Source organism: Polaromonas sp. CT11-55, from assembly GCF_047303325.1.
Taxonomy (GTDB): domain Bacteria; phylum Pseudomonadota; class Gammaproteobacteria; order Burkholderiales; family Burkholderiaceae_C; genus Polaromonas.
Genome location: NZ_JBKBEX010000004.1, coordinates 69282 through 85265 on the forward strand (window position 1 = coordinate 69282; position 15984 = coordinate 85265).

General features: G+C 66.1%; 16 protein-coding genes. 13 read left to right on the plus strand and 3 right to left on the minus strand.

The window, feature by feature from the left end; all coding sequences use genetic code 11:
• The first annotated feature begins 80 nt into the window (after nt 1-80).
• The 12 genes from ACEN8I_RS05670 to ACEN8I_RS05725 all read left to right on the plus strand — a co-directional run bounded on the left by ACEN8I_RS05670 (nt 81) and on the right by ACEN8I_RS05725 (nt 11059).
• Nucleotides 81-1427 (plus strand): sigma-54-dependent transcriptional regulator, encoded by a 1347-nt coding sequence (locus ACEN8I_RS05670; RefSeq protein ID WP_413327225.1) that lies wholly within the window; start codon nt 81-83, stop codon nt 1425-1427.
• A gap of 348 nt (nt 1428-1775) precedes the next feature.
• A complete protein-coding gene (locus tag ACEN8I_RS05675) occupies nt 1776-2210 on the plus strand; it encodes a globin family protein (RefSeq protein ID WP_413327227.1) in 435 nt (144 codons plus the stop codon).
• A 121-nt stretch (nt 2211-2331) separates the two neighbouring features.
• The gene (locus tag ACEN8I_RS05680; protein ID WP_413327229.1) at nt 2332-3162 is read left to right on the plus strand and encodes a hypothetical protein; all 831 of its coding nucleotides are present in this window, start codon (nt 2332-2334) and stop codon (nt 3160-3162) included.
• A gap of 41 nt (nt 3163-3203) precedes the next feature.
• Nucleotides 3204-3518, plus strand: coding sequence for a hypothetical protein (locus tag ACEN8I_RS05685; RefSeq protein WP_413327232.1), 315 nt, complete (start codon nt 3204-3206; stop codon nt 3516-3518).
• Between the two features lie 89 nt (nt 3519-3607).
• Entirely contained in the window at nt 3608-4405 is a 798-nt protein-coding gene (locus ACEN8I_RS05690) for a hypothetical protein (protein ID WP_413327234.1), read from the plus strand.
• Nucleotides 4406-4472: 67 nt separating this feature from the next.
• On the plus strand, nt 4473-6026 hold the full coding sequence (locus ACEN8I_RS05695) for a hypothetical protein (protein WP_413327236.1): 1554 nt from the start codon (nt 4473-4475) through the stop codon (nt 6024-6026).
• 54 nt (nt 6027-6080) lie between these two features.
• Nucleotides 6081-6614 carry a hypothetical protein gene (locus ACEN8I_RS05700; RefSeq protein ID WP_413327238.1) on the plus strand — a complete coding sequence of 178 codons (534 nt, stop codon included), beginning with the start codon at nt 6081-6083 and terminating at the stop codon, nt 6612-6614.
• A 23-nt stretch (nt 6615-6637) separates the two neighbouring features.
• Complete coding sequence (locus ACEN8I_RS05705) at nt 6638-7450, plus strand: hypothetical protein (RefSeq protein WP_413327240.1); 813 nt, start codon at nt 6638-6640, stop codon at nt 7448-7450.
• A 330-nt stretch (nt 7451-7780) separates the two neighbouring features.
• Nucleotides 7781-8278 (plus strand): hypothetical protein, encoded by a 498-nt coding sequence (locus ACEN8I_RS05710; protein ID WP_413327242.1) that lies wholly within the window; start codon nt 7781-7783, stop codon nt 8276-8278.
• 143 nt (nt 8279-8421) lie between these two features.
• Entirely contained in the window at nt 8422-10212 is a 1791-nt protein-coding gene (locus tag ACEN8I_RS05715) for a cytochrome c biogenesis protein DipZ (protein ID WP_413327244.1), read from the plus strand.
• A gap of 16 nt (nt 10213-10228) precedes the next feature.
• Nucleotides 10229-10360: a hypothetical protein gene (locus ACEN8I_RS05720; RefSeq protein ID WP_413327246.1), complete on the plus strand. Its 132-nt coding sequence runs from the start codon at nt 10229-10231 to the stop codon at nt 10358-10360.
• Nucleotides 10361-10633: 273 nt separating this feature from the next.
• Nucleotides 10634-11059, plus strand: a complete 426-nt coding sequence (locus ACEN8I_RS05725; protein WP_413327248.1) for an organic hydroperoxide resistance protein — start codon at nt 10634-10636, stop codon at nt 11057-11059.
• Between the two features lie 77 nt (nt 11060-11136).
• On the opposite strand, the gene ACEN8I_RS05730 is transcribed toward ACEN8I_RS05725, so the two are convergent.
• The 3 genes from ACEN8I_RS05730 to ACEN8I_RS05740 all read right to left on the minus strand — a co-directional run bounded on the left by ACEN8I_RS05730 (nt 11137) and on the right by ACEN8I_RS05740 (nt 13797).
• Nucleotides 11137-12462, minus strand: a complete 1326-nt coding sequence (locus tag ACEN8I_RS05730) for an ATP-binding protein (RefSeq protein ID WP_413327250.1) — start codon at nt 12460-12462, stop codon at nt 11137-11139.
• Nucleotides 12459-13202 (minus strand): response regulator, encoded by a 744-nt coding sequence (locus ACEN8I_RS05735; RefSeq protein ID WP_413327252.1) that lies wholly within the window; start codon nt 13200-13202, stop codon nt 12459-12461. The genes ACEN8I_RS05730 and ACEN8I_RS05735 overlap by 4 nt, the downstream gene beginning before the upstream one ends.
• A 61-nt stretch (nt 13203-13263) precedes the next feature.
• Nucleotides 13264-13797, minus strand: coding sequence for a thioredoxin family protein (locus ACEN8I_RS05740; protein WP_413327255.1), 534 nt, complete (start codon nt 13795-13797; stop codon nt 13264-13266).
• A 467-nt stretch (nt 13798-14264) separates the two neighbouring features.
• Between ACEN8I_RS05740 and ACEN8I_RS05745 the strand changes: the two genes are divergently transcribed.
• Entirely contained in the window at nt 14265-15962 is a 1698-nt protein-coding gene (locus ACEN8I_RS05745) for a ShlB/FhaC/HecB family hemolysin secretion/activation protein (RefSeq protein ID WP_413327257.1), read from the plus strand.
• Nucleotides 15963-15984: the final 22 nt, after the last annotated feature.

Sequence of the window (15984 nt, forward strand, 5' to 3'; positions counted from 1 at the left end):
GTTATGCTTATGAAAAACACTACAACAACGGTTCTGCCACTGCTTCCGTTTGCAGTCAGCGCGGATTTTGACGGGCACCTATGGCACGCATTCTGATAGTCGACGACGATCCGGCACTGCTCAAGCTGCTGTCATTGCGGCTCCACTACGAAGGCCATGTTCCCATTGAAGCCAGCAGCGGCGCGGCCGCGCTGGCCAGGCTGGACCATGAGCTGCCCAACATCCTGATCACCGACCTGCGCATGCCCGGCATGGACGGGCTGCAGCTCTTCGAAGCCGTGCACAGGCGCTACCCGCTGCTGCCGGTGCTGATCCTGACGGCCAACGGCACCATTCCTGATGCGGTCAACGCCATGCAGCGCGGCGTGTTCGGCTACATCACCAAGCCTTTCGAGGGCGCGGACCTCATGCTCGAGGTAAACCGCGCGCTGGAGGTGTCCTCCACCCTGGGCGCCGACATGCCCGGCGAGCTGCCCGGCGAAGCCTGGCGCGAGGCCATCATCACGCGCAGCCCGCGCATGGAAAAACTGCTGGCCGAAGCCCGGCTCATGGCGCAGAGCGACGCCTCGGTGCTGATCCACGGCGAGAGCGGCACCGGCAAGGAATTGCTGGCGCGCGCGCTGCATGCCTCCAGCGCGCGCTCCCATGAGGCACTGGTGGCGGTGAACTGCGGCGCCATTCCCGAGAACCTCGTGGAGTCGGAGCTGTTCGGCCACGTCAAGGGTGCCTTCACCGGCGCGGTGCGCGACAGCGTGGGCATGTTCACCAGCGCGCACCGCGGCACCATCTTCCTCGACGAGATCGCCGACCTGCCGCTGGCCATGCAGGTCAAGCTGCTGCGCGTGCTGCAGGAGCGCGAGGTGCGGCCCGTGGGCGCGGCCAAGCCGCACAAGGTCGACGTGCGCGTGATCTCCGCCTCCAACCGCAAGCTCGAGGATGAGGTCGCCGCGGGCCGCTTTCGCGAGGACCTGTTTTACCGCCTCAACGTGGTGGGGCTGACGCTGCCGCCGCTGGCCGGGCGCCGCGAGGACATCGCGTTGCTGGCCAACCATTTCATGCGCAGCCTGGCGCAGCGCTACGCCAAGTCGCTGACGGCTTTCGCGCCGGGCGCGCTGGAGCTGCTGGGCACGGCGTCCTGGCCGGGCAATGTGCGGCAGCTGCAGAACGTGGTCGAGAAATGCGTGGTGCTGTGCACCGGCACGCTGATCCCGGTCACGCTGGTGCAAAGTGCGCTGAGCAGCCAGGGCTCCGAGCTGCTGCCGCTGGACGAGGCGCGCAAGGAGTTCGAGCGCGGCTACCTCACGCAGCTGCTCAAGATGACCAACGGCAACGTGGCCCAGGCGGCCAAGCTCGCCAGGCGCAACCGCACCGATTTCTACGCGCTGCTGGCGCGCCACGAACTCGAGTCGGCCAGCTTCAAGGCCTGAGAAGCGGCCCCGCGCCGCCGGCACGGGCGGTGCATTCCCACAGCGTTTCATCCGCATCCGCATTCGCACCCGCGAAGGCGCAAGCGCTGCCCCGGTCCAGGCCGCGCAAGCTTTGAGGGGCAGCCGCCCAGCCCCGGGCGCGGCGCAATGTGTCGGCCTGCGCAGACAGCCCCAAGCCATGATCTCGCTGGTGTTTTCTTCAGGAGCCCTGAAAGCTGTCGGGAAACACCGACAGCCGTGAACCGGTTTGTTTCTCCAAGTCATTGATTTCATTGAATAAATGATCTGGCATGCATCTTGGATACCAAGAACGTACCGATCAAGACCATTCAGAAGGAAATCAAGTCCATGAACTCAGAGCAAATCAACCTGGTGCAAGCCAGCTTTGCCAATGTCCGTCCCATCGCGCCCGTGGCCGCCGAGCTGTTTTACGAGCGCCTCTTTGTCCTCGATCCCTCGCTGCGCCCCATGTTCAAGGGCGACCTGGTGCACCAGGGCCGCATGCTGATGGCGATGCTCAACTCCGCCGTCAACGGCCTGACCCAGCTCGACACCATGGTTCCCGTGGTGCGCCAGCTCGGCGCGCGCCACGTCAAATACGGCGTGCGCGACGAGCACTACGCCACGGTCGGCAGCGCCCTGCTGTGGACGCTGGAGCAGGGGCTGGGCGACAAGTTCACGCCCGCCGTTCGCGAGGCCTGGGCCGCGGCCTACGACATGCTGGCCGGCGTGATGCAGCTGGGCGCCATCGAGGCGCAATCGCGCCACTCCGCTTCGGCCTGATTCCCCGCCGTCCAAAAAAAGCCATCGCCCTGAACCGCGCGCGCGGAACAGGCGAGCCATGCAAGCGCTGCCGGCGCCCCGTGCCCGGCAGCCTCCTTCACTTTGATTGAGAAGTCTCCCCATGAAAACCTCCCTGAAGAAATACGCGCTGAGCCTGGCCTGCCTGATCGCCGTGTGCGGCTCGGCCCATGCGGTCGGCACCATCACCGGCCTCGTGGCCGTGCCGGCCAATCCGGTGGCCGGCGAGTCCGTCAAATACAAGATCAGCACCAGCGGCGCCGGCGCCTGCGGCGTGCGTGTGGTCTACGCCGGCGGCAGCTACGAGCCTTCGGACAACATGCTGATCAACAACCAGCCGGCGGCCGGCGGCGTGATGGACAAGACCATTGCCAAGGCGGGCACCTACACCGTCACCGCCATGGGCAGCCCTTCGCTGAACCCCAAGTGCGGCGGTGAAGCCAAGATCACCGTGGTCATCAAGGACAAACCTGCGCGCGCCGAACCCGCACCCGCTGCCGGCGGCGGCAAGCCCGCGCCAGGTACGGGCGCGGGTATGGGCGCGCTACAGCCCCAGGCACCCGTGATCACCATGGGTGCCGTCACCTTCCCGGAAGCCATGACCTGCCCGACGCCTTACACGAAGTACACGCAGGGCGTGGACGTCTCCAAGGGCGAGGCCTACTGTGTCAAGACCGACGCCACCTGCCCCGACACTTACGCCAGCAACCGCAACCCGCAGAACGGCCAGCTCACCTGCACGCCCAAGGTTCCCGTGGCCGCGCCCGACGGCTGGACGCATGGCTCGGGCAACGGCGAGCTGATCTTCAATTCCATCTCCCAGCCCCTGGTCAAGTGCCCCAAGTCCACCCCCGACTGGCAGTGGGGCACGACCTACTACAAGGAAGGCTGGAACCGCATGGGTTGCCGCGCCAACATGAAGCCGGCGTTCTGAACGGGCCGCGAAGCCTTTCAAACAAGACCCAGGAGCATCCCATGATCAGAACCATTCCCCTGCAAGTCCATGCGCCGCGCCGCCCGCATGCCATTCCCACCCGCCGCCAGAAACGGACTCGCATGCTGGGCGCCTTCGTCGCGGCCTTGGGCGCCGCGCTGCTGTGCGCCGCCCTGGTCGGCTACGGCATCGCCCGCGCGGCGGCGCCGGCCCGGCTTCCGTCCGGGCAGTCGACGGGCACTGTCGCGGCGCCGGCCCTGGCGGACGGCAAGGAGGCCGGTGAACTGAGGGCGGCGGTGCGGGCCCTTCCCGCGTTTCCCGATCCCTACCCGGCCGCGGCCGGCATGGCGCCCTGATTTTTTTGCGCGTGGCATTGAACCTTGCGCGCCATTGCCTCGACTCACACAGCGCCAAGCCCGACTCACACCTTCAACAGGACAACACCATGAACCGTTCCATGCTTTCACTCGCCGCCCTCGCGGTGCTGGGCCTCAGCCTTCAGGCTTTCGCCGCCGACAAGCCCGCCGGCGCGGACGCCAAGGTGCCCGCGCACACCTTGCCCACGCCCCAGCCCACCACCCTCATGAAGCCGGTGCTGAACACGCCGCCGCCACCACCACCACCACCTCCTCCTCCCCCGGCTCCCGTCACCAAACTGGTGTCGGCCAAGTTCCTGAAGGCCGAGATCAAGGTCGGCGAATCGGTGGCCATGAAGTTCGACGGCATCAACCTGGGCGCCGGCAAGGTCTGCGGCGGCACGGTCACCTGGGGTGACGGCACCAAGTTCGACAACATGCTGGCCGACAACGGCCAGTGGAGCACCATCAACAAGACCTATTCGAAGGCCGGCAACTACACGGCGGTGGTACTGCCCAAGAGCTTCAGCGGCAACCCCTGCGTGAGCGATGCGCCCATCCCGGTCAGCATCAAGGTCAACCCGCCGACGCCGCTGCCGCCGTCCATGATGACCAAGCTGGTCGTCACGCCCATGCTCAATCCCAAGGCGCGCCTGATCAGCACCAAGTGGGTGGGCACGGCGCCCAACTCGGCCTGCAGCTACATCCTGAACTTCGGCGACGGCACCAGCAAGACGACCGCCGCCGGCACCGCGCAGCCCGGCTCCGACGAGCAGCACGCCTACGCGCCCGGCACCTACTCCGTGATCATCACGCCGTCCAACGCCGACTACGACTCCTGCACCCTGGGACCGGACGCCGGCCCCAAGACCTTCACGGTCGAATAAGCCTTTGCGGCGACAGCCCCCCGTGCAGTCCGGATGCCTGCGGTTTCACCCAAGAGGAAAACACACCATGAAAACCCTGAACATCCTGGCTGTAGCGGGCGCCCTTGCGCTGCTGGCCGCTTGCCCGGCCCGGGCGGGAACGCTGAGCGGCGCGAGCTCCACACTCAATGGCGTCTCCACCACCACCAGCCCGCCCAAGATCACCGCGCCCGGCCAGGTGCTGCAGATCAAACACATGATGGGCGTGGCCTATTACGGCCCCGACAAGAATCCCAACTTCACCTGCAACGCCAAGCTCGAATACAGCGACGGCAGCGCACCGGAGATGGTGCCCATCAAATACCCGATGGACGCCGTGGGCCGCATGCACCAGTACACCAAGCCCGGCAAGTACACCGTGTCGCTGACCGGCGTCGCGCACAACGGCCTGGTGGCCTGCCTGGGCTGGGCCTCGACCATGCTGACGATTGAAGACGGCCTACCGCAGGCGCCCACGGGCAAGCCGGGCGCGGGCAATCCCGCGGCGGCCATGATGGCGCCCGGCGCACAGGCCGCCTTGCAGGGCATGGTACCCATCAACCTGAAGGCCAAGGTCCAGCAGGTGGTGCTGCGCGGCGGCAGCGTGTTCAGCCCCGGCACGGTGTCGCTGTACTCCACCATCTTCCTGGACAAGCCCGACGCCAACTGCGCGCTGGAATTCAGCGTCACCACGCTCAACACCGGCAGCGACGCGCTCAACGTCGAGCTGATGAACATGAAGCTCAACGGTGCCTTCGCGAACGCCGCGTCGACCGAGTTCAACCCCGGCACGCTCAACTTCCCCAACCAGGGCAAGTTCCGCGTCACGGTCAGGGCCCGCCCCGACATGGAGACCCACTGCTCGGGCGCGGCGTCGGCCGACTTTGAAATCAAGCGCCAGAAGATGGGCGGCGACCCGGCGCCCGTTCCGGTGCCCAGCTACGGCTCCTTCATCTCCAAGGTCACCGCGGTCGAGAAAGCCGACGCCTGGGACATCACGGTGCACGGCAGCGGCGACGCCTCCTGCAAATACCATGTGCGCGCCTGGACCCTGCCCGAGATGAGCATCTTCCAGGAGCAGGCCATGGTCTATGAAAAGAACGTGACGGCCGCGGGCAAGGGCTTCTGGACGGTGCCCAAGCAGGGCGCCAAGAATGTGCTGATCGAAACCGTGCAGGACAACGAGGACAAGGTGGCCAACAAGGGCTGCCTGGGCACGCCCAAGCTCGAGCTGGTGCCTACGCCCGCCGCCGTGTTTCCGCCCAAGCCCAAGAAGGGCGTGATCATGGGCCTCTCGGTGGCCAAGGCGACGTACGCGCCCGGCGAGCCGATTCCCTCGACGCTGAAGGTGCAGGGCGACAACTGCAGCTTTGTCTTCAGGGTGCGCAAGCTGCCCTTTATCAACCTCAGCGACGACGTCGTCTTCGCGGCCAAGACACAAAGCCTTGAATGGGACCTCAACAACCTGGGCCAGACCTTGCCTGCCGGCAAGTGGACCGTCATCAGCCAGCCCGGCACCGAGGCGATGGCGCCCGGCGAAATCCGCTGCGAAATCGCGCCCGTCGCGGGCAGCGGCCAGGTCTTCTTCACCGTGGCGCCGTGAAGCCCTTGCACAGAAGCCGCGTTACTTTTTTCCACTCACTTCCGAAAGACTCACATGAACCCGAAATTCCTCAGCGCCAGCCTGCTGGCCCTCGCCCTTCCGCTGATGGCCCATGCCGCTACCGGCGGTATAGCGGCGCCCGCTCCGCGCGCATCGCAGCCCGCAGCAACCCTCGCGCCGGTAGGCACCAGCCTGCAGGGCCTGCCGCCACCCGTGGCCGCCACCACCAAGCCCAATGTCACGGTGCCGCACACCAAGATCACCCTGGTCGAGGCGCCGGTCCAGGTCAAGGCGGGCTCGCCGCTGACCGTCAAGGTCTTCGGCACCGGACTGGAAACCCAGTGCACGACCACGGTGCTGATAGGCCATAACGGCAACACCTACTTCAAGAAAGGCCCTGTGCAATACGGTACGGGCGCCTGGCCGCGCGTCGCCAGCTTCCTGCTGGAGCCGGGCACCTACCAGGTGCGTATTTCCATGACCGAAGGCGGCCCCAGCAACACGCAGGCCGAGCGCGAAGCCTGCGGTATGAACGGCATCCCGGGTGACGGCGCCATCGTGGTGGTGGGCGACGCGATTCCCAAGTGATCGCAGCAGCAACAAGGCACACCATGCATAAATCACTGATCGCCACGCTGGCCCTGGCGGCCGCCTGCGGCGCGGCCCTGGGCCAGGGCAGCAGCGGCACACAGGGCGGGACACCGCCACCCGGCACGGGCGGCGGTGTCGCGGTGCCGCCTCCGGCAGGCTCCGGCATTCCGGTCGGCGAGGACTTTTTCAGGGGCCAGTGCATGACGGCGCTGGCCAACCTCGCGACCCAGAAGCTGCATGCTCAGCTGCTCAAGGACAAGGCCGTCAGCGCCCCGGTGCTGGCGTCCGCGGCCCTTGCGCCGAGCGCGCTGGGCGCGAGCTGCAGCAATGCCTGCGAGCAGTACGCGAAGCTCTCGCACCTGATTTCCTGGGCCCATGTGTCGCCCGGGTTTTTGAGCGAACCCGAGCACACCCTGCAAATGGTGTACCGCAACATGCCCCAGCCGGCGTTGCCGGGCCAGGCGGCCCTTGACAGCTGTTTGCCGCAGCAGGCCACGATGAACTGGTGCCCGCCCTCGGGCGTCGGTGTGGGCGCTGGGCCGTCGCGCATTGAAAACCCGCTGGACAAGATCAAGGTCTGCATCAGCGCCGGCGACGCCTTGCAGCAGATGAACTTCACCGCGGCCGACGCCGCGCACAACTGCGCCAGGCCCGCCATCGTCGATGCCGCCGAACGCGTCAAGGCCGAGCGCGCCTGCGTGGCCGATGCCGCCAAGGCCGAAGCGAAAGCCGCCGCCGACAAGGCCGCGGCCGACAAAGCGGCGGCTAACGGCATGGCGCAATTCCCCAAGGCCCCGCTGGTCCTGGCCCCCGCGGCGCGCAAAAGTCCCTAGCAAGCCAAAGGCCTCCGGGTGGTCAATTTTTGGGCACCGGGCCCGGCGCCAATATCGGCGCGGCTTCGCGCGCGGGCACCAGGGCTTATCCACAGGGTAGCCCACAGCAACTGAGGGTAAGTTTTTTTCGGGCGGGGTGCAGGTTTGAACCTTGGACCTCTTTACGCCGACTCATATCCGCGCAAGGCAAAGCGCCGCACGGAACTTTCGACTCACTAGCACCCGGCAAGAATCCCTCCAGGACACAAAAAACATGCCGGCCGTTACGGTCGTCCTGACAAAAAACCCTGAACCACGATGCCGCGATGGATTCATTCAACAAGGAAAACCATGACCCGCTCCTTCAAACCCCTGGCCCTCACGCTGCTGTGCCTGGCCGCCGCCGGCGCCGCGCTGGCCCAGCCGGCAACGGCGACACGTGCCACGCCCGCCGCGCCCAAGCTGGTAGTTTCCGCGCCTGGTACTTTCACCAGCTTCAAGGCCATGGCCGCCGAAGTCGTCGCCGGCCAGCCGCTGGGCTTTAAATTCGAAGGCAGTGGCCATTGCAAGCTCAAGCTCAGCGGCGGTGACGGTTATGCCGCCGACTTTGAAGGCGAGCTGCCTTTCAGCGGCGTCTATGTCTACGGCACAGGCTCCATGTCGTCTTATGACGCCTTCGCGAACTACAAGGCGAGTGTCACGCTCGCCGGCAATTGCAAAAGCAGCGGGCCCGCGGCCACGGTGGCCGTCAAGGTGATCAACCCGGCGCCGCAGGGCGTGAGCGCGCCGGGCAATGCCAATGCCAACACCATGTCTTCCAGCAAACCGGGGTTGACGGTCAAGCCCTAGGCTTCCCGGGCGGGGTTTTGTATGCCTGTGTATCCGCGCCGGCCGCGGATACAGCCGCATGCCATGAGGCGGTGCCGGCGACACAGCGCGGATACGCAAGGGCGGTTCAATCACGGGGTGCCCACTCCTGAACCCGCCCAACCATGAGCTTTCTGATCCTTGCCTTTGCCGCCGGTGTGCTGACCATCGTCAGCCCCTGCATTCTTCCGGTCCTGCCCTTTGTGCTGGCGCGCGCCGACCGGCCCTTTCTGCGCAACGGCCTGCCCATGCTGCTGGGCATGGCCCTGGCTTTTAGCGCGGTGGCCACGCTGGCCGCCGTAGGCGGCGGCTGGGCGGTGCAGGCTAACGAATATGGGCGTATCGCGGCGCTGGGTTTGCTGGCCTTGTTTGCGCTGACCTTGCTGTTTCCGCAACTGGCTGAGCGCCTGGCCCGGCCGCTGGTGGCGCTGGGCGCGCGCATGGCCTCTTCTGGTGAAGGGGGTGAAGGCGGGAACCCTTCGCTGCTGTCTTCGCTGGCGCTGGGCTCGGCCACCGGTTTGTTGTGGGCGCCGTGTGCGGGCCCGGTGCTGGGCCTGATCCTTACCGGCGCGGCCATCCAGGGCGCGAACGCGGGCACCTCCTTGCTGCTGTTGGCCTATGCGGGCGGCGCGGCGACTTCACTGGCGCTGTCGCTGCTGGTGGGCGGGCGCGTGTATGCGCTGCTGCGGCGTTCCCTGGGCATCAGCCAATGGGCCAAACGTGCCGTGGGCGCGGCGGTGCTGGCTGGCGTGGCGCTGATCGCCACGGGGCTGGACACCGGGCTCTTGAGCCAGCTGTCGCTGGGCAGCACCTCAAAGATTGAACAAACGCTGATCAACGTCTTTCAAACGCAGGCGCCGCGCGATGGGCAAATGACTGTGACCGATGCCATTCCGCTCGCCGCCGCAAAGGCCGAAACTGCGCCCATACCCGCATCGACACCCATAGCCTGGCAGGACAGCACCTTCGCGCCGCTGGCCGGCGCGACCGGCTGGATCAACACGGCGCCACTGGCCGGCGCGGACCTGCGCGGCAAGGTGGTGCTGGTCGATTTCTGGACCTATTCCTGCATCAACTGCCTGCGCACGCTGCCTTACATCCGTGCCTGGGCCGACAAATACCGCGAGGCCGGCCTGGTCGTGCTGGGCGTGCATTCGCCCGAGTTCGCGTTTGAAAAAAAAGAAAACAATGTGCGCAGGGCCGTCAAGGATTTGGGGCTGGCGTATCCCGTCGCCATCGACAGCCGGCATGCGATCTGGCGCGGCTTTGACAACCAGGCCTGGCCCGCGCTGTATTTTGTCGATGCCCAGGGCAGGGTACGCCATCAGGTGTTTGGCGAAGGGCAGTACGAGGCTTCCGAGCGCCTGATCCAGAAACTGCTGGCCGAAAGAAACGGCCAGGGCGTGCGCGATGCCGGCCTGGTGGCCGTGCGGGGCGAGGGCGTGCAGGCCGCGCCCGGCGACCGGGTGCTGTCGGGTGAAACCTATGTGGGCCATGAGCGCGCGGTGAACTTTGTACCCGCAGGCGGCCTGCGGGCCGACCGCGCGCAACGCTACGAAGCGGCCGCGAGCGTGGCGCTGAACCACTGGACGCTGGGCGGGCAGTGGCTGGTGGAAGCCGAACGCGCCGTCGCGGCGCAGGCCGGCGCGCGCCTGGCCTATCGCTTTCGCGCGCGCGACCTGCACCTGGTGCTGGGCCGCGATGCAGGCGCGGCGCCGGTGCGCTTTCGTGTGCTTGTCGACGGCAAGCCGCCGGCCCACAACCACGGCACCGACATCGCGGCGGACGGCAGCGGTGTGATTGACGCGCACAGGCTGTACCAGCTGGTCAGGCTGCCGGCCTCGGCGGGCGACCATTTGTTCGAGATCGAGTTCCTGGACCCCGGTGCGCATGTGTATGCCTTCACCTTTGGCTGAACTACTTTCCACCAGCATGAAAAAGATCTGGATGGCCTTGGCTTTTTTTGCCGGCGGTTTTGCGCATGAGCTGCGCAACCCGCTCAGCTGCCAGTGCATCAGTTCCCGCCCGGCCGTGGTCTGGCGTTCGGGTCGCAGGCAAAGCTGATTGTCGTGCCGCGGGAGATTTGTACCGCAATGTGTCCAGCGGCCGCGTGCGTACACAACATTGCGCTTCTGAGATATCGACGATACGCGAAAACCTTTTAATCCACAGATGACGCAGATTTACGCAGATTAAGAAAGGCATTTGCATTCAGGGCCTCGCCTCCTCAAACGCCGGCGCCATGACTGCGCATCACGATTTTTGTCTGCATTCATCTGTGTAAATCTGCGAAATCTGCGGATAAGAATTTCTTCAACCCTCCAAAAGGAAAACACCATGACCGTCATCAACGTCCTCGACAAAGTCCTGTACACCGGCAGGACCCACACCACCGGCGGGCGCAACGGGGAGTCCCGCAGCGCCGACGGCCGCCTGGACATCAAGCTCTCCCCGCCCGGCAGCGCAGGCGCGGGCACCAACCCTGAGCAACTGTTCGCGGCAGGCTGGTCTGCCTGCTTTATCGGCGCCATGGGCCGTGCCGCCGCCGCGCAGAAGGTCAGCCTGCCGGCCGGCGTGGCCGTCGATGCCGAGGTGGACCTGGGCACGGCCGGCGAGGCCTTCTTCCTGCAGGCGCGCCTGAATGTCATGCTTCCGGGCCTGGACAGCGCGACGGCGCGCAGCATTGTGGATGCGGCCCACCAGCTGTGCCCTTACTCCAAGGCCACACGCGGCAATATCGATGTGGAGATCAACCTGGTCTAAGAGCCGCTCTAAGCCTGCAGACCGCACACGGCAAAGCCGGCCTGTCCGATCACTCGGGCAGGCCGGCTTTTTTGATGTCAGGGGTCAGCGGGCGAAGAAGCGGGCAGCACCAGCCGCGCGGCCAGCCCGCCACCAGTGCGGTTGGCCAGGCTCAGGCGCGCGCCTATGGATGCGGCCAGCTGCTGCGCGATGGCCAGGCCCAGGCCGGTGCCGCCGGTATCGCGGTTCCTGGAACTTTCCACGCGGTAAAAGGGCTGCAGCACCGCCTCGAGTTCGGACTCGGGAATGCCGGGCCCGCGGTCCAGCACGCAGATTTCAATGGCCTGGTCTGGGTTGACTTGCACGGCCAGCTCGACTTCCTTGCCGAACTTGAGCGCGTTGTCGCTGAGGTTGCTCAGGATGCGGCGCAGCGCCAGCGGCCGGCTCATCACGGGGCGGCCGACCCGCCCGCTCACCGTGAGCTGTTTGCCAGCGTCCTCGTAGTCGCAGCGCAGAGTGTCCAGCAAGGCATCGAGGTCCACTTTGCGTGCTTCCTCGTCGGCGCCATGCAGGCTGCGCGCATAGGCCAGCGCCTCGCGCACCAGGGCCACCATTTCATCGAGGTCATGCTGCAGCTTGCCGCGCTGTTCTTCGTCGTCCATCAGGTCGGTGCGCAGCCGCATGCGCGTAATCGGCGTCTGCAGGTCGTGCGAGATGGCGGCCAGGATTTGTGTGCGTTCGGCCAGGTAGCCGGCGATGCGCCGCTGCATGGCGTTGAAGGCGCTGGAGGCGCGCGCCACCTCGGTCGGGCCGCCTTCGGGCAGCGCCGTGCCCTTGAGGTCGGGGCCCAGCGCGTCGGCCGCATGGGCCAGGCGCCGCAGCGGCTGGGTCGCGATGCGCACCGCAAAAAAAGCGCAGACGGCCAGCAGCGACAGCTGCAGCAGCAGCAGCGCGGGCAGCCAGGGCGAGATCGGCGTGGCTGCGGCCCAGAGGTTGATGGTCACCGGCGCGCCGTCGCTCAGGCGCAGGTGGATGTGCACGCGCTTGGCGTCGCCGGGAATGGCATTGACCGTGACCTGGTAGCGCTTGTCCACCGCGTGGGCGATCGATGCGCTGACGCGCGCAACGATCTCGTTGTCGCCGCCGGGCTCGGTGATGCCGCCGTCCAGCTGGTAGCGGTAGTTCTTGCGGTCTATCAGCGGCAGCCAGTTGGGGCGCTCGGCCGGCGGCACGCGGTCCAGGATGGCGACGGAACTCGTGATGTCTTTTTCGAGGTTGTCCAGCATCAGGTCGCGGCCCACCAGGCCGCGCTCATACATCACCAGCAGGTAGGACATGGCCTGGGCCGCCAGTATGCCCAGCAGCAGGATCAGCATCAGCCGCGCGAACAGGCTGTGCGGCCAGCGCCGGCGGGCCTCCGTCATGCGGACTCCGCCCGGCCCTGCACCGCGGCGCTGAAGACATAACCCTCGCTGCGCACCGTCTTGATGTAGCGCGGCTCGCGCGCCCCGTCGCCCAGGCGCTGGCGCAGCCGGCTCACCAGCAGGTCTATCGAGCGTTCAAACAATTCGGCGTCGCGGCCCTGCGTGAGGTTGAGCAGCTGGTCGCGGTTCAGCACGCGCTGCGGATGGTCCAGGAAGACGCGCAGCAGCCGGTATTCGGCGCCGCTGAGCGGCACCAGCGTGCCGGCGGCGTCCAGCAGGTGGCGGCCGGTGGTGTCGAGCTGCCAGTCGCCAAAGCTCAGCAGGTGCGAGCTTTCTTCCACCTGCAGATTCGGCGGCAGCATGCGCGTGCGGCGCAGCACCGAGCGTATGCGCGCCAGCAGTTCGCGCGCCGCGAAGGGCTTGGCCAGGTAGTCGTCCGCGCCCATCTCCAGGCCCAGGATGCGGTCGGCCTCCTCGTTGCGCGCGGTCAGCATCAGGATGGGAATGGCCTTGTGCTTGCCGGCGCGCAGGTCGCGGCACAGGGTGAGGCCGTCCTCGCCGGGCAGCATGAGGTCCAGCACGATCAGGTCTACCGCCGCGCTCTCCAGCGCCGCGCGCATGTGCCGGCCCGACTCCACCTTGGTCACGCGCAGGCCGTTCTTCTCGAGGTAGCTGCCCAGCAGCTCCCGGATCTCGCGGTCGTCGTCAACAATGAGGATGTGGTCTGGCTGCTGCTGCATGGCTGTCCTGGAAAAATGCGTGACCCCGGCATTTTGCGCCAGGCCCCGGGGCCGGGCGGGCTTATTGGGCCAGCAGCGCCTGTATGGTTTTCTCGGTCTCGGCGTAGCTTCCCTCGCCGAAATGGCTGTAGACAATCATGCCTTTTTTGTCGACCAGGTAAATGGCCGGCCAGTAGTTGTTGCTGAAGGCGCGCCAGGTGGCATAGCTGTTGTCCTGCGCCACGGCATGCTGTATGCCCAGGCGCTCCATCGCGGCCTTCACATTCTTCGTCGATTTTTCATACGCGAACTCGGGCGTATGCACGCCCACCGTCACCAGGCCCTGGCTTTTGTACTTCTCATGCCAGGACTTCACGGCCGGCAGGTGGTTCAGGCAGTTGATGCAGGTGTAGGTCCAGAAATCAACCAGCACCACCTTGCCCTGCAGGTCGGCCATGCGCAGCGGCGCCGAGTTGAGCCAGGTCTCTATGCCCGCGAACTCCGGCGCGGCTGTGGGCGCGCGGCCCAGTGAAAAGAAAGCCGATGCATAGGGCGTGGCAAAGGCGGCGGCTGTGGCGGCAGCAGCGGTGGCCAGGAATTGGCGGCGAGCGGTCATGGTCGGGTCCTTGGTGGTGAGGGGATGAAACGCGGCGCTGAAGAAATCCAGCTGCCATGCAGGCATTGGAAGGCCGCGAGGTATCCCTGGTGTGTCTTGCCAAGGGGTGGTGCGTATGGCCGGGTATCGGGGTAGGGCGTGGACACAGTGGCATACAAAAAAACTGTTCACCCGACCGGCTGCCCTGCGTTTTGCTGAGCCCTCTTACTAATTAAGCGAGATTTCCCGATAAAACCAACATCAATTGCCCGCAAAAAGACGAAGTTACAGCTTTCGGGCTACTGAAAAATTACACTTGCTTGCATGTCCGGCAATAGGGCCCGGCAATAAAAAAAACGGAATCGGGGAGAGCGTGATTGGCCAAGCCACACGATGACTTGGGTTTATCACTCGAGGGGGTGCCGCAGCGCACCAAACAATCTGTCAAAACACACTGCCGCGCACGCAAGCTTGCCGCCGGCGTGGCCATGGCCGTCCTGGCCGGTCATGTCTGGGCCCAGCCAGCGTCGCTCAGCAGCGCTGACCAGGAACAACGCCGCGCCCAGGAGCGTGAGCGCTTGCTGCGCGAGCAGCAGGAGAGGGCGCCCGATGTGCGCCTTCCCCCTGCGCCTCAGGCCGAAACCGACAGGCTGCCGGCCGCCGAGTCACCCTGCCTGCCCATCCGCGAGCTGAAACTGCGAACCCTTGCCGGCGAGCCGGCGGGGCTGGCTTCGCAGTTCGCCTGGGCGCTGGACGCGGCGGCCGGCCCGGATGCCAACGATGCGCCGCTGGCCCGCTGCCTGGGCACCCAGGGCATCGCCATTGTGATGAAGCGCCTGCAAAACGCCGTGATCGCGCGCGGCTATGTGACCACCCGCATCCTGGCCGAACCGCAAGACCTGAACACCGGCGTGCTCACCCTCACGCTGGTTCCCGGCCGCATACGCGCCATCCGGTTTTCCGAAAACAGCGATGCGCGCGGCAATGCCTGGACGGCCATGCCGGTCCAATCGGGCGACCTGCTCAATTTGCGCGACATCGAACAGGCCCTGGAAAACTTCAAGCGCGTGCCCACGGCCGAAGCCGACATCCAGATCGAAGAGGCCAAAGGCAACGACGCCAAACCCGGCCAGAGCGACCTGGTCATCAGCTACCGCCAGGGTTTCCCTTTGCGCGTCTCGGTGTTCGCCGACGACAGCGGCTCCAAAGCCACCGGCAAATACCAGGGTGGCATCACGCTGTCTTACGACAACTGGTGGACGCTCAACGACCTGTTTTATGTCTCGCTCAACACCGACCTGGGCGGCGGCGAGCCCGGCAGCCGCGGCACGCGCGGCAGCACCGTGCATTACTCGCTGCCCCTGGGTTACTGGACGCTGGGCGCCACCGTCAGCGACAGCCGCTACTTCCAGAGCGTGGCCGGCGCCACCCAGGACTATGTCTACCGCGGCACCAGCAGCAATGCCGAGCTCAAGCTCTCGCGCCTGGTCTACCGCGACGCCAGCCGCAAGAGCACGCTCAGCCTCAAGGCCTTCCAGCGCCGCTCCAACAACTTCATCGATGACACCGAGGTCGAGGTGCAGCGCCGTGTGGTCGGCGGCTGGGAATTGGGCATCGGCCACAAGGAGTTCATAGGCCAGGCCACGCTGGAAGGCAACCTCGCCTACAAACGCGGCACCGGCGCTTTCGGCTCGCTGCCCGCGCCTGAAGAAGGCTTTGGCGAGGGCACTTCGCGCTTTGCGGTGATCAACGCGGACGCCAACCTGCAACTGCCCTTCAAGCTGGCCGGCATAGGCCTGCGCTACAGCGCCGCCTGGCGCCTGCAGTACAACCGCACGCCGCTGACCCCGCAAGACCGCTTCTCCATCGCCGGGCGCTACACCGTGCGCGGCTTCGACGGCGAATCCTCGCTGAGCGCCGAACGCGGCTGGCTGCTGCGCAATGAACTCAGCACGCTGCTAGGCGACACCGGCCAGGAGGTCTACATCGGCCTGGACCACGGCGAAGTCGGCGGCCCCAGCAGCGAGCTGCTGGTCGGCAAACGCCTGACGGGCGCCGTCATCGGCGTTCGCGGCAGCTTCAAGAAAGTGCAGTACGACATCTTTATCGCTGCGCCCGTCAAAAAGCCCGAACTCTTTCGCACTCCCGGCAGCACTTTGGGCGTGAGCCTGAGCGCCTCCTTCTAGCCAAATTTCAGATCGCCAGCAA